15 protein-coding genes and 1 tRNA gene are annotated in these 13151 nt (G+C 28.2%); 9 read left to right on the forward strand and 7 right to left on the reverse strand.

Annotated elements, in window-relative coordinates; translation table 11 throughout:
• Window positions 1-16: 16 nt before the first annotated feature.
• From BTO18_RS09240 to BTO18_RS09275, 8 genes are read left to right on the forward strand one after another with little or no spacing between them, the layout of a single operon-like run.
• The gene (locus tag BTO18_RS09240; RefSeq protein ID WP_105015948.1) at window positions 17-1066 is read left to right on the forward strand and encodes a glycosyltransferase family 4 protein; all 1050 of its coding nucleotides are present in this window, start codon (window positions 17-19) and stop codon (window positions 1064-1066) included.
• On the forward strand, window positions 1056-2195 hold the full coding sequence (locus BTO18_RS09245; protein ID WP_105015949.1) for a polysaccharide biosynthesis protein: 1140 nt from the start codon (window positions 1056-1058) through the stop codon (window positions 2193-2195). Before BTO18_RS09240 ends, BTO18_RS09245 begins: the two co-directional genes overlap by 11 nt.
• Complete coding sequence (locus BTO18_RS09250) at window positions 2192-3022, forward strand: class I SAM-dependent methyltransferase (RefSeq protein ID WP_105015950.1); 831 nt, start codon at window positions 2192-2194, stop codon at window positions 3020-3022. The genes BTO18_RS09245 and BTO18_RS09250 overlap by 4 nt, the downstream gene beginning before the upstream one ends.
• 3 nt (window positions 3023-3025) lie before the next feature.
• Window positions 3026-3703, forward strand: a complete 678-nt coding sequence (locus BTO18_RS09255; protein WP_105015951.1) for an FkbM family methyltransferase — start codon at window positions 3026-3028, stop codon at window positions 3701-3703.
• Window positions 3704-3715: 12 nt separating this feature from the next.
• The gene (locus BTO18_RS09260; RefSeq protein WP_105015952.1) at window positions 3716-4279 is read left to right on the forward strand and encodes a hypothetical protein; all 564 of its coding nucleotides are present in this window, start codon (window positions 3716-3718) and stop codon (window positions 4277-4279) included.
• A 39-nt stretch (window positions 4280-4318) separates the two neighbouring features.
• On the forward strand, window positions 4319-5731 hold the full coding sequence (locus BTO18_RS09265; protein ID WP_105015953.1) for a B12-binding domain-containing radical SAM protein: 1413 nt from the start codon (window positions 4319-4321) through the stop codon (window positions 5729-5731).
• Entirely contained in the window at window positions 5731-7272 is a 1542-nt protein-coding gene (locus BTO18_RS09270; protein WP_105015954.1) for a B12-binding domain-containing radical SAM protein, read from the forward strand. Before BTO18_RS09265 ends, BTO18_RS09270 begins: the two co-directional genes overlap by 1 nt.
• Complete coding sequence (locus BTO18_RS09275; RefSeq protein WP_105015955.1) at window positions 7272-7931, forward strand: methyltransferase; 660 nt, start codon at window positions 7272-7274, stop codon at window positions 7929-7931. The genes BTO18_RS09270 and BTO18_RS09275 overlap by 1 nt, the downstream gene beginning before the upstream one ends.
• 6 nt (window positions 7932-7937) lie before the next feature.
• Here BTO18_RS09275 and BTO18_RS09280 read toward each other — a convergent pair.
• From BTO18_RS09280 to BTO18_RS09290, 3 genes are all read right to left on the reverse strand, one after another.
• Window positions 7938-8011: transfer RNA gene (locus tag BTO18_RS09280), tRNA-Arg, on the reverse strand.
• A 61-nt stretch (window positions 8012-8072) separates the two neighbouring features.
• A complete protein-coding gene (locus BTO18_RS09285; RefSeq protein WP_105015956.1) occupies window positions 8073-8522 on the reverse strand; it encodes a GatB/YqeY domain-containing protein in 450 nt (149 codons plus the stop codon).
• Between the two features lie 20 nt (window positions 8523-8542).
• Window positions 8543-8992: a retropepsin-like aspartic protease gene (locus BTO18_RS09290; protein ID WP_105015957.1), complete on the reverse strand. Its 450-nt coding sequence runs from the start codon at window positions 8990-8992 to the stop codon at window positions 8543-8545.
• 156 nt (window positions 8993-9148) lie between these two features.
• Here BTO18_RS09290 and BTO18_RS09295 point away from each other — a divergent pair, with 156 nt between their 5' ends.
• The gene (locus BTO18_RS09295) at window positions 9149-9610 is read left to right on the forward strand and encodes a Na(+)-translocating NADH-quinone reductase subunit F (RefSeq protein WP_105015958.1); all 462 of its coding nucleotides are present in this window, start codon (window positions 9149-9151) and stop codon (window positions 9608-9610) included.
• Between the two features lie 93 nt (window positions 9611-9703).
• On the opposite strand, the gene nqrF is transcribed toward BTO18_RS09295, so the two are convergent.
• The 4 genes from nqrF to BTO18_RS09315 are packed head-to-tail and all read right to left on the reverse strand — an operon-like array spanning window position 9704 to window position 13149.
• Window positions 9704-11011, reverse strand: coding sequence for an NADH:ubiquinone reductase (Na(+)-transporting) subunit F (gene nqrF, locus BTO18_RS09300; protein ID WP_105015959.1), 1308 nt, complete (start codon window positions 11009-11011; stop codon window positions 9704-9706).
• Between the two features lie 4 nt (window positions 11012-11015).
• Entirely contained in the window at window positions 11016-11747 is a 732-nt protein-coding gene (gene nqrE, locus BTO18_RS09305) for an NADH:ubiquinone reductase (Na(+)-transporting) subunit E (protein WP_105015960.1), read from the reverse strand.
• 5 nt (window positions 11748-11752) lie between these two features.
• On the reverse strand, window positions 11753-12400 hold the full coding sequence (locus tag BTO18_RS09310) for an NADH:ubiquinone reductase (Na(+)-transporting) subunit D (protein WP_105015961.1): 648 nt from the start codon (window positions 12398-12400) through the stop codon (window positions 11753-11755).
• A gap of 2 nt (window positions 12401-12402) precedes the next feature.
• A complete protein-coding gene (locus tag BTO18_RS09315) occupies window positions 12403-13149 on the reverse strand; it encodes a Na(+)-translocating NADH-quinone reductase subunit C (RefSeq protein ID WP_105015962.1) in 747 nt (248 codons plus the stop codon).
• Between the last annotated feature and the right edge of the window lie 2 nt (window positions 13150-13151).

The following is a 13151-nucleotide window of genomic DNA, read 5'->3' on the forward strand; positions in this document are numbered from 1 at the left end:
ATTTAAAAAGATATCATTGTATTTTAAAAAATCACATATCGTTTTTTTAACACCAGGTTTTGCTAGATCAGATTCAGATTCTACAACTATACCTGCGCTTCAAGTATATCTAAAAAAGCTTAAAAAGCAACTTCCAAACACTAGAATGACATTGATTACTTTTCAATTTCCTTTTGTTACTAAAAAATACGATTGGAATGGTATCCAAGTAATTCCTTTAAATGGAAACAATAAACGTTACAAAAAATTTTGGACTTGGAAAAAAGCACTAAAAACGCTTAAAAAATTACATCAACAAAAACCAATCACTGTAATTCATAGCTTTTGGATTGGAGAATGTTCCTTTATCGCTTCTCGGTTTTCAGAAAAGAATAACATCAAACATATCAATACAGTCATGGGGCAAGATGCCAATCTTGGAAACAGATATGCAAAATCTCTAAAGAATTCATGCACAGATATTATAACTCTTTCTGAAAATCAAAAAAATAAATTATTAAAAAATCATAACTTAAAATCACAAATAATTCCTTGGGATTTAGACACAAAAAAATTTCCAAAACTTCAAAAAAGTACTTTGGATATTTTAGGTGTAGGTTCTTTGAATGAAATAAAAAATTATTCACTTTTTGTAAATATAATTTCAGAATTAGTAAAAAAATTTCCTAATCTTAAAGTAGAAATCATTGGAGAAGGTGTAAATCAAAAAAAGTTAGAAAAACAAATTATAACATTTAACTTGACTAAAAATATTAAATTGATTGGATTGTTACCAAGATTAATGGTTCTTGAAAAAATGTCTGAAGCTAAAATTCTATTACACACAAGTAGTTTTGAATCTTTTGGATTTGTTTTTTTAGAAGCTTTATATGCTGGAATGCAAATTGTTTCTTTTGATGTTGGACTTGCAAAACCTACTCTAAAATGGAGAGTTTGTAAAACAGAAAATGAAATGATTGAAGCCTGCAAAAGGTTTTTAATTGCACCAAAAAAAGAAAAAAATCGTATGAGTTTAATTGAAGAAAAATTTTGTATTTCTTCTTACATAAAATTATATGATGCATAAACTATTGCTCATAAGCATAAATGCTATTCGTGGATTTTCTGGTCCTATTTTCAATTTTTTAATTGCACTTTTTGCTATTAATTTTTTTGGGAAAGAAAATTGGGGGATAATGATAAATGCACTTTTGTCAATTTTCTTAATTGTTTTTTTTATGAGTTGGGGCAATAAAGAATATTTAGTAAGAAAATACAGCACACAACCTTCTAAAATATTCAATGCATTCTATTCAAACTTTTTATCAAGAAGCTTGCTGCTTCCTTTATCATTATTTCTATTTTTATTTTTTCCACTTCAAATTGCATTTTGGTGTATTCTACTTACCATATTAATACACACATACAATGCACTTGAGAGTTTAATCATTTATAATCAAAAGTTTGGAGTACAGTTTGTTGCAGAAATAATTGCATTTGGTATTATTCTTTCCAGTATTTTTTTCTTAAAAAACTTCCATTTAAAAACCTTTCTAAAAATCTATTGTTTTGCTTTTTCTGTTAAGCTAATACTGCTAATTATCAATTTAAAAATTTGGAAAAAGCCATTTACGTTTACTATATCTAAGAATGAGTTTACAGCTACATTTGGTTTTTTTATGCTTGGATTAAGTGGTTGGGTAGCTTCTAAAGTTGATTTATATATCGTGAATTTCACAATGCATAAAGAGCAAATTTCTGAATATCAAATTGCAATAACTGCTTTTTTATTAATTCAATCTCTATCATATTTTATTATTCTACCTTTTAACAAACACTTTTATAGATTACCAAAAAAAACTATTTATAAAATAAAAAAAATAGTAGCTTATGTGTCATTACCATTAGTAACAATTAGCACCCTTTTTGTATGGTATATTTTAGAAAAAATTGCAAAACTAAATTTACCATTAAATTTTTATATTATAGGTGGTTTATCTTGCATCCCCACCTATTTTTTTATAGTTGACATTATGGTTTATTACAGAAATAAAAAAGAAAATACAGTTTTAAAAATTAACTTTATAAATGCTTTTTTTAATTTAATTCTAACCTTTTTATTGATAGAAAAATTAGGATTATTAGGAGCAATTATAAGTGTTTTTATTAACCAATGTAGCATCTTATGCTTTTATAAATTCAATTTTTTAAGATGAAAATTTTGCACCCAAATAATGATATGCACAGCACATTAGAGGAACTGAAAAGTTATTATTCTGATGGTTTTTATTCTATTATTGCTGATAATGAAAAAGAAAAATTAAATATTTTTTTGAATGCTTTTGCAAATCAAAGAAAAGTAAATAATGATTTTATTAATGATAAAAGTTTATATAAAAATCTACCATTTTCTATGAATACAATTACGTGGAAAGAAAGACAAAAGGACGCAAAAATTATAGCTAAATTAATTGAAAATAGAACTCATTTAGAAATTTTAGATGTTGGCTGTTGGAATGGGTGGTTGTGCAATTACCTCTCTCAAAAAGGGCATAATTTAACTGGAATTAATTTTTTTAAAGACGAGATTGATGGTCTAAAATGTTACGAAAATTATGACACAAAATCCATACTATTACAAATGCATGTTGATGAACTATTTAGGATAGAAAAAAAATTTGACATCATCGTTTTTAATAGAAATTGGGCTTTTTTTGAAAATAAAACAAAAACTTTATCCATCGCAAAAAAAATATTAAACCCAAATGGAAGAATAATAATTACTGGTTTAGCATTTTACAGAAATACTTCAAATATTAAAGATTATTTTAATTACAAAAAAAAAGAATTTAAGAAAAAGTACAATATTTCTTTGTTTTACAAAAAATCTAAAGGGTATTTAGATTTTAATGATAAAAAAGTATTAAAAGAAAATAACATCTCTATTTATTCTTACAATGCTTTAAAGAATTTTTTAAAAATTCTATTTCCTAAAAAACCAATTATATATTATGGGTTATTTACTAACAAAGTTGAAAAATAAATAATGATATTTCGTAAATTAAATAGGTATAAAAGTTTATTTTTTTATAAAAACCTTATTTCTAAAAATGATTTGTGTTTTGATGTTGGCGCAAATATTGGCAAAAAAAGCGAGTTATTTTTATCCTTAAAAGCCAAAGTAATTGCCTTTGAACCTCAAACAAAATGCTTTCCATTTTTAGATAAAATCAATAATTCGAATTTTACATATTATCCTTTTGGAGTGGGAAGCAAAAATGAAAACAAGCTACTACACCTTGCAAATCATCTAGAAGTTGCTACGTTTTCTCATAAAATGATTGATTTTTATACAACTGAAAATCTTAAATGGAAAAATGGAGAAAAGGTTATTGTAAAAAAATTAGACACACTCATTGATGAGTTTGGCTTGCCAAATTTTTGTAAAATTGATACTGAAGGTTTTGAGCTTGAAATCCTATCAAATCTATCACACAAAATACCTAAAATTGAGTTTGAGTTTAATGAGGCTTTTATAGATGAAACCTTATTAACTCTAGACTCTATTGATAAATTAGGCAATTATAAGTTCAATTTTATATTAAATGAAACTCCAAAATTTATCAATAAAAACTGGAGTTCTATTTCAGAAATTAAAGAACAAATAATCAATCTAAAAAAAGAAAAATTACACGGAAATTTATTCGCTAAATTAAATCTGTAAGTACTATAAAAATTGACAAATTCTATCTATACATATAAAAATTTAAGTTTAAGCACAGTATTTATAATTACTGCATTATTTTTTGGAGTTGGCTTTATAGGTATTTATTTTCACGAAATTTGGATGGATGAATCGCATCATTTTTTATTGGGTAGAGACAGTAACTCACTCCAAGATTTATACAACAATACTAGATATGATGGACGTCCTATTTTTTGGAATTATCTAATTCATCTAATTACAAAGTTTTCTTACAATCCATTTTATATACAACTTTTACATATTACAATTACTTGTATAATTGCATTTATTTTTCTAAAAAAACAAGGATTTTATCTTTGGAATAAAGATTGCCTACCTTTATTTACGATGAGTAGTAAGGAGTTGATTACAGAAGTATTTAAACAAAAACCTTCTAAAAAGACATTATATTTTATATTAAATATGCCAATAAATATAGATGAATTTCAAAAAAACGGAAATAAAAAACATACAATTTCATTGACTAAAAAATTTGAAGGAGCTGTAAAACATAATTATTATATGTATTTAATAAAACGTTATGAGCAAAAATAAAATCAATACGATTAGTCATATAAAAAAACTAATAAAACAATGAAACCTACAGTTATTTTATATAACCCTTATGCTGTATTTTATACGATGCCACTAGCTTTAATTGCAGTTGGTTCTAATTTAGATGCAAAAAAGTATAATGTTGTTATTATTGATGCTCGGTTAGAAAAAAATCCTTTAGAAACTTTAAAAAAAGCTTTACATCAAAATCCTGTTTGCTTTGCTTCATCTGTTTTAACTGGCAATCCAATTAAAGATGCTCTAAAAATGTCTAGAGAAGTCAAAAAAATAAATCCAAAATTACCAGTTATTTGGGGTGGATGGCATCCTTCTTTATTTCCAGAAGATACGCTAAAAGAAGCATCTGTTGATATTGTGATAAAAGGACAAGGAGAAATAACCTTTGCAGAAGTTGTAGCCTCTCTTTATAATAAAACTTCGTTAAAAGATGTAAAAGGAATTGCATATAAACAAGATAATTTATTTGTTGAAAACCCAGAAAGAGTAATGCTAGACATTAACTCATTTCCTGCATTTAATTATAATTTGATAGATGTGCCTGCCTATATGAAATTGAGTGGAAGGAAGCAATTAGATTATATTTCTTCTCAAGGGTGTCGATTTCGATGTTCCTTTTGTGCAGACCCATTTATGTACAAAAGAGGATGGTTTGGCTATTCACCAAAAAGAATGACAGATGAGATTGAAGAATTATGGAAAAAATACAACTTTAATCACGTACATTTTCAAGATGAAACTTTTTTCACAAATAAATCGAGAGTAAAAGAATTTGCTAACGAACTCATAAAAAGAAAGTTACCCATAACTTGGTTTGGCACTATGAGAGCAGATCAAGGCGTACGTCTTTCAGAAGAAGTTTGGCAATTGTGCAAAAAATCTGGTTTAGAAAAAGTAATGATTGGTATTGAAGCTGGCTCTCAAGAAATGCTAGATTGGATGCAAAAAGATATTAAAGTAGAACAAATTTTTGAAGTCGCTAAAAAATGTTTTGATTATGATATTGCTATAAATTTTAGTGTTATTGTTGGTTTTCCAAACGAGCCTAAAGAAAGTGTTTTAAAAACATTAGATATTGTAAAAACGCTTCGAAAAATGAGCAGTAAGTTTCAAATGGGTATATTTTATTTTAAACCCTATCCAGGTAACAAAATTGCTGATGAACTTAACGAAAATGGTTATCAATTTTATACAACTCTTGAACAGTGGAGTACTTTTGATTATGTAGATAGTAAAAAAAGTGAATGGTTAAGTGATGAGTTAATTACCTTGGTAGAAAACTTTAAATTCTATCAAAAAATAGCCTACAGAAAAAAATCATTATTATTTCTTTTTTTACAAAAAATAGCTTCTTGGAGAATTGATAATAATTACTATAAATTCCCAATTGAAAGGAAACTCAAACAAATTTTAAAACCAGATAGATTATCCTAATGTCTAAAAGCAAACTCATTATATTCAATCCAAAAAGTTCAAATGGTAAACATAGAATTCCAAATTCTATTTTGCAAGTTGGAGCCTCAATACATCATAAATATGATTATGTTTTGGTTGATGGAAATATGGAAAAAGACCCGTATCAAAAAATTTTTGATTATCTAAAAACTGGCGAATTCAAGTATTTTTGTTCTTCTGTTATGCCTGGACCACAATTGAGACAAGCCATACCATTTACAAAAAAAGTAAAAGAAACTTTTTCTAATATTACCATAATTTGGGGCGGCTATTTTGCCTCTAACCAACCAAATGTTTGTATGAATTCTAATTTGGTAGACTATATTGTAAATGGTCCTGGAGATGTAACTTTCCCATCTTTATTAGACATTTTAGAAGGAGAAAAATTAGATACAATAGCATTTGAAGAAAAGTTAAGTAAAATTGATAATTTAATTTTTAGAAATAGTGAAGGAACAATTATCAAAACTAAAAAAGAAAAATTATTAGACCAAGATGCATTACCAAACTTACCTTATACGTATTTAGACTTTTTTTATCCGCTTCAGAATTACTTGGCAAAAACATTTATGGGCAAAACCACGTTGTCTTATCATTCTAGTATGGGTTGCCCATTTACCTGTTCTTTCTGTGGAATTGTACCTATTTTTAGTGGACGATGGAAAGGGAAATCTGCAGAAGGCATATATAAAGATGTCAAATATTTTAAAGAAAAATACGCTATTGATGCTATCGAATTTCACGATAATAATTTCTTTACTTCAAAAAAGCGAGTATTAGAATTCTCCAATTTAATTTTAAATGATAACATCAAATATTGGGGAGAAGGGCGAATTGATACCCTAAATAAATATACTGATGAAGAATTAAGTTTGATGAAAAAAGCTGGATGTGAAATGATTTTTTTAGGTGCTGAAACAGGTAATGATGAAGTACTAAAACAGATGAATAAAGGTGGCACACAATCTGGAAAAATGATAAAAGATTTTGCTGCACGAATGAAAAAAGCAGGAATTATTGCAGAAATGTCGTTTGTTTTAGGAATGCCTGCTGATACTGAAGAGCAGGTTTACAAACAAATTCTTTGGGATATTAATTTTATCAAAGAGATTAAAAAAATAAATCCTGATACAGAAATTATTATTTATTTATACAGTCCAACACCTACAAAAGGCTCTAAATTATATCAACAAATTTTAGATGCAGGGTTTTCGTTTCCAGAAACTTTAGAAGAATGGATTTCACCAAGTTGGGAAAATTTCGATTTGCGTAAAAACCCATTAACTCCTTGGTTAAAGCCTTATATGATTGATACCATTAAAAATTTTGAAACTGTTTTAAACGGAAAATATCCAACAGTTTCAGATTTTAGAATTAAGGGCTTTAAGAAACAAATACTTGGTTTGGTTTCTAACTGGCGTTATAAAACTGGTTTTTATAAATATCCTTATGAAATAAAAGTATTGCAAAAAATTTGGAAATATCGTCAACCAGAAATTGAAGGTTTTTATTCAGAATAATGAGAAAATTTATCAAAAAAATAACCCATCCTTTTTTAAGAGTTGCTAATAAAATGTGGCTTTTAAAACCAAGAAAATATGCTTACAAAGGGATAAATGTTCTTGTGCACAAAGAAGTTTTTCCTCCACATTTTACCATCAGTACAAAAATTTTATTAGATTTTATTGATGATTTAAATCTTAAAGAAAAATCACTTTTAGAATTAGGTTGTGGCACAGGAATTATTTCTTTGTTTGCAGCATCAAAAGGAGCAATTGTAACTGCCACAGATATTAATGATAAGGCTTTAGAGTTCTTAAAAAAAGCATCCAAAAAAAATAAAATACCACTTACTATTTTATATTCTGATTTATTTTCAGAATTAAATAATAATTATTTCGATTTTATCATTATCAATCCTCCTTATTATCCCAAAAACCCAAAAAACAAAAAAGAACAAGCCTGGTTTTGTGGAGAAGGTTTCGAATACTTTCATCAGTTATTTAAACAACAATCAGAAAGAAAAAAAGATAATCATATTTTTATGATACTCTCTGAAGATTGTGATTTAGAAGCAATTAAAAATATAGCTTCATTTAATAATTTTTATTTCCAAACAGTTTTAGAAAAAACTGTTTTAAAAGAAAAAAACTACATTTTTAAAGTGTTAAAAATGTAGTTTTTGTGACTCCAGCAGGATTCAAACCTGCAACCCTCAGAGCCGAAATCTGATATTCTATTCAGTTGAACTATGGAGCCTTTAGTTTTATTAAAATGACCTTTCGACTGCGCTCAAGGTAACATCTTTAAAATAAAAAATTTACATCAAATGCTTCTTAACCAAAGTAGAAATTGTTTTTCCATCAGCTTGGCCAGAAAGTTCTTTAGAAACCATTCCCATAACTTTACCCATATCTTTCATTCCAGAAGCACCTATTTTGCTGATTGTAGCTGTAACCACTTCTTCAATTTTCTCTTCTGATAATGCTTCTGGCAAGAATTGTTCTAAAACTGCAATTTCTGCCAATTCTGGATCAGCTAGATCTTGTCTCCCTTGTTTAACAAATATTGCTGCACTATCTTTTCTTTGTTTTACTTGTTTTTGGATAATTTTCAATTCTTGTTCTTCTGTCAATTCAGCTTGAACTCCAGTTTCTGTTTTTGCTAATAAAAATGCCGATTTTACAGCACGCAAAGCTTGTAAAGCAACTGTATCTTTTGCTTTCATAGCTTCTTTCATTTTGTCCATTACTTGTTTTTGCAAACTCATTCTTTCTTATTTTTAATTAATTATTTCTTTGTCTTTTTTAAATATAAAATATTCTTATCATAATCAATAAAAGCTTTCCCCTTTTGTAAAATATCAGCTCCAATAATTCCATGCACTTTTTTTGCATTATGCTGTTCTAGAGCAGTATTTACATGCGATAAATCAAACAATACTAAATGACATTTTTTTATTTTCCAATCTCCAACTTTTAACATATTGTTTTCAGATTGTTGTGTCTCCATATCTGTTGCTCCAGCTCCAGCAGCTTTAGTTTCACTTTCTTGGGCATCCAAATTAAAATATGAAATCATATCTAAACCCACACAAGAATTTGAAGCACCTGTATCTAAAATAAAACTCCCTTTTACTCCATTTATTCTTGCTTTTAACTCTAAATGATTCGTAGCAATTCTCTTTAATTTTATTTTTATATACTTATTTTTTTTTAATATTTTTTGGATGCGTTTCATACACAGAAAATTAAGGATATCAAAAGTACAATTTAATCAATTGAAAAAAAATCGTTTGGAAATCTTATTTAAGATAATTCTAAATATTGTGTTTTAAATTTTCAATTTGATACAATAAGAATTATTTACTATTTTAGGTACATTAAAAGATATATGATGAAAACTACTCAAAGATTAGAACAGGCTCTTATAAAATTATACAATGCATATCATAATAATAGATTAAACCCAGAAGATTGTTCAGCTTGTGCTGTGGGTAATATTTTAGATAATCATGATAGTTGGAAACATTTATCAAATGAACATGGCTCTTTAGAATTAAATTATGTTGGGAGAGTGCATCAAAATTTAGGAAGGAAATTTAACGGATATACACCTCAAGAATTACTGAAAATTGAAAAAGTATTCTTAGAAGCTTGCGGTTTTAAAACACCTTTATGTCATTATAATTTAAAACCAGTAAACCCAACCTCAAAAGACACGTTATTTAATGGACTTTCTGCAGTTGTAGATTTTCTATGCCAATTAGATCATATTGATAATGTAATGGATTATTCTAAACTTTTTGAGCAAGAAAATGGAGAACCTGTATATCATTTAAAAACATTTTTGGCTTAAATAAAAATTCACAAATAAAAACCGAGCAGATTTGCTCGGTTTTTATTTATATTTTAGTCAAATTCTGAAATGAATTTAGAGTAATATTCTATATTATCCTCCAAAGTCATCAAAACGTATATGTTCATCTGGAATCCCAAAATCCTCACCCATTTTTTGAACAGCTTTGTTCATTAATGGTGGTCCACAGAAATACAATTCTATATCTTCTGGTGATTCATGATGATTTAAATAATTGTCTATTACACAGTTATGAATAAATCCAACAAATCCATCACCTTCTCCATCTATTCCATCTTTTACCTTCCAGTTATCTTCTTCCATTGGTTCAGATAATGCTAAATAAAATTTAAAATTCGGAAAATCTTTTTCCAGTTTATAGAAATGATCTAAATAAAATAATTCTCTTTTAGAACGACCTCCATACCAATAGGTAACTTTTCTACCAGTTTTTAATGTTTTAAATAAATGATATAAATGTGAACGCATTGGAGCCATACCTGCACCACCACCAACATATAGCATTTCTGCTTCAGATTCATTAATGAAAAACTCTCCATAAGGTCCTGAAATTACACACTTATCTCCTTTCTTTAAATTAAAGATGTAAGATGATGCAACACCTGGGTTAACATCCATCCAACCGTTTTTAGAGCGATCCCAAGGTGGAGTAGCAATACGTACATTTAACATAATTTCTCTACCTTCTGCTGGATAAGAAGCCATAGAATAGGCTCTTTCAACAGTATCAGTATTCTTCATTACCAATGGCCAAAGACCAAATTTATCCCATTCTGCTTGAAACTTATCTGGTGTTTCGTGTTCTTCTGGATGCGCAGTAATATCAATATCTTTATAATTTACTGTACATGGAGGAATTTCAATTTGAATATATCCACCAGCTTTATACCCCATATCTTCTGGAATTTCTACAACAAATTCCTTAATAAATGAAGCTACATTATAATTTCTTACAACAACTGCATCCCATTTTTTAATACCAAAAACTTCTTCAGGTATTGTAATATTCATGTCTTGCTTAACTTTAACTTGACATGCTAAACGTGCACCTGCTTTTAATTCTTTTCTAGTAAAGTGAGGTACTTCTGTTGGTAAAGCTTCTCCTCCACCTTCTAAAACGTGGCATTCACATTGAATACAAGATCCACCTCCACCACAAGCAGATGGTAAAAATATTTTTTCATTTCCTAAAGTAGTTAGTAGTGTACTACCAGAACCTACTTCAATTTCTTTTTCTCCGTTAATGGTAATCTTAACTGGACCAGAAGGAGATAATTTTTGTTTTACGAACAATAATAATGTTACCAATATCAGCGTAATTAATAAAAAAGCTGCTACTGTTGCAATAACTGTTCCTGTTGTGCCTGCTGCTAATATCATCTGCCTATTTATTTATGTTTGTGTTTTGTGCTACAACTTTAGCATCCTTTTCTTTACCCTCTTCTTTTTTTATTTCGATTTTAGCTTCTTCTGTTTTTGGTTCTTCTTTCTTTTCATCACCACCTGTAAGCATTCCACCAAAACTCATAAAACCAATTGCCATTAAACCTGTAATAATAAATGTAATTCCTAAACCTCTCAATGCTGGTGGAACAGCAGAGTATCTAATTTTTTCACGAATTGCAGCGATTGCTAAAATTGCTAAAAACCAACCTATTCCTGAACCTACTCCATAAGTAACTGCCAAACCAAATGTTGGAATTTCACGAGACTGCATAAATAAACTTCCTCCTAAAATTGCACAGTTTACAGCAATTAATGGTAAGAAAATACCCAAAGAGTTGTATAATGATGGAGAAAATTTCTCTACAATTATTTCAACTAATTGTACCATGGTTGCAATAGTAGCAATAAACATGATAAATGATAAAAAACTTAAATCGTAAGTTGCATATTCTTCACCTAACCAAGATAAAGCCCCTTCTTGTAAAATATATTGATCTAACAACCAGTTTAAGGGAACAGTAACTGTTAAAACAAAAATTACAGCTGCTCCCATACCAACTGAAGTTGATACTTTTTTTGATATTGCTAAATAAGAACACATTCCTAAAAATGTAGCAAATACCATATTATCTATAAAAATCGACTTAAAAAATAATTCAACGTGTTCCATAATTTCTATGCTTCTTCGATTAATGTTTTGTTTTTAGATCTCTGAACCCAAATAATGATTCCTACAACAATTAATGCCATTGGAGATAATAGCATGAATCCGTTATTCTCATAGCCTATTGAATATAATCCTGTTTTTTCTATTGGATCTCCTAAAACTTTAAAACCTAATAAAGTACCTGATCCTAATAATTCTCTAAAGAAACCTACAATAACTAAAATTAATCCATAACCTAGAGCATTACCTATTCCGTCTAAAAATGATTTCCATGGTCCATTACCTAAAGCAAAAGCTTCAAATCGTCCCATAATAATACAGTTTGTGATAATTAATCCTACAAAAACAGATAAAGTTTTACTTAATTCATAAGCAAATGCTTTTAGTACTAAATCAACAATAATTACTAATGTTGCAACTACAATTAACTGTACAATAATTCTAATTTTTGATGGAATAATATTTCTCATTAAAGAAATTACTACGTTTCCTAAACCCAAAACAAATATTACTGAAATCGACATTACAATAGAAGCCTTTAACTCTGCTGTAATTGCCAATGCAGAACAAATACCTAACACTTGTATTGTAATTGGATTGTTATCAAACAATGGGTCTTTAATTAATCCTGCGTCTTTTTTTGATAAGATTCCCATAATTATTTTTTTAAGGTTTTAAAGTAAGGTACATATAAAGCTAAATCTGATTTAATCATATTAGTAACTCCATCTCCTGTTATTGTTGACCCAGCAATTGCATCAACTTCATAGTCTGTTTTATCTTCATTTTTTGGATCATTATTACCTTTTGCAACAGTAATTCCTCTAAAAACACCTGCTTCAGTTAGTAAATGTTCTCCATAAAAATCGTCCATAAAATAGCGTTGTTTTATGTTAGCTCCTAAACCTGGAGTTTCTCCTTTATGATCAAAATAAGCTCCTTGAACCACCATATTTTCATCCATAGCCACATAACCCCAAATAGCATCCCATAAACCTTTACCATAAATAGGTGCTACATAAAATGTTTTACCATCTTTTTCTCCTACAAATAAAGGTAGCTTTCTAGTTTTACCTGCTTTTGCATTAGCTTTTTGTTTTTTAACATCTATTAAATATGCATCTTCGCTTTCAGAAATTTTATCTCCTTCAATAACTAATTGCTTTTTAATATATTTCTTAAATTCTTCTCCTGCAACGTCTGTAGATACAAAAGTTGCACTAGATTCATCATTTTCATTAACACCCATAGCATACAGAATATTCTGTTGCTTTTCTATTCTTTCATTTTCTTTGATGCTTGGCTTTAAAGATGATGCCAAAAACGCTAACAAAGAACCAACAATTAACACCATAACTACAGCGAAAATCATTGTATAACCATTACTATCTGTTCTCTTACTCATAA

The organism is Polaribacter porphyrae (genome assembly GCF_002954685.1).
Taxonomy (GTDB): domain Bacteria; phylum Bacteroidota; class Bacteroidia; order Flavobacteriales; family Flavobacteriaceae; genus Polaribacter; species Polaribacter porphyrae.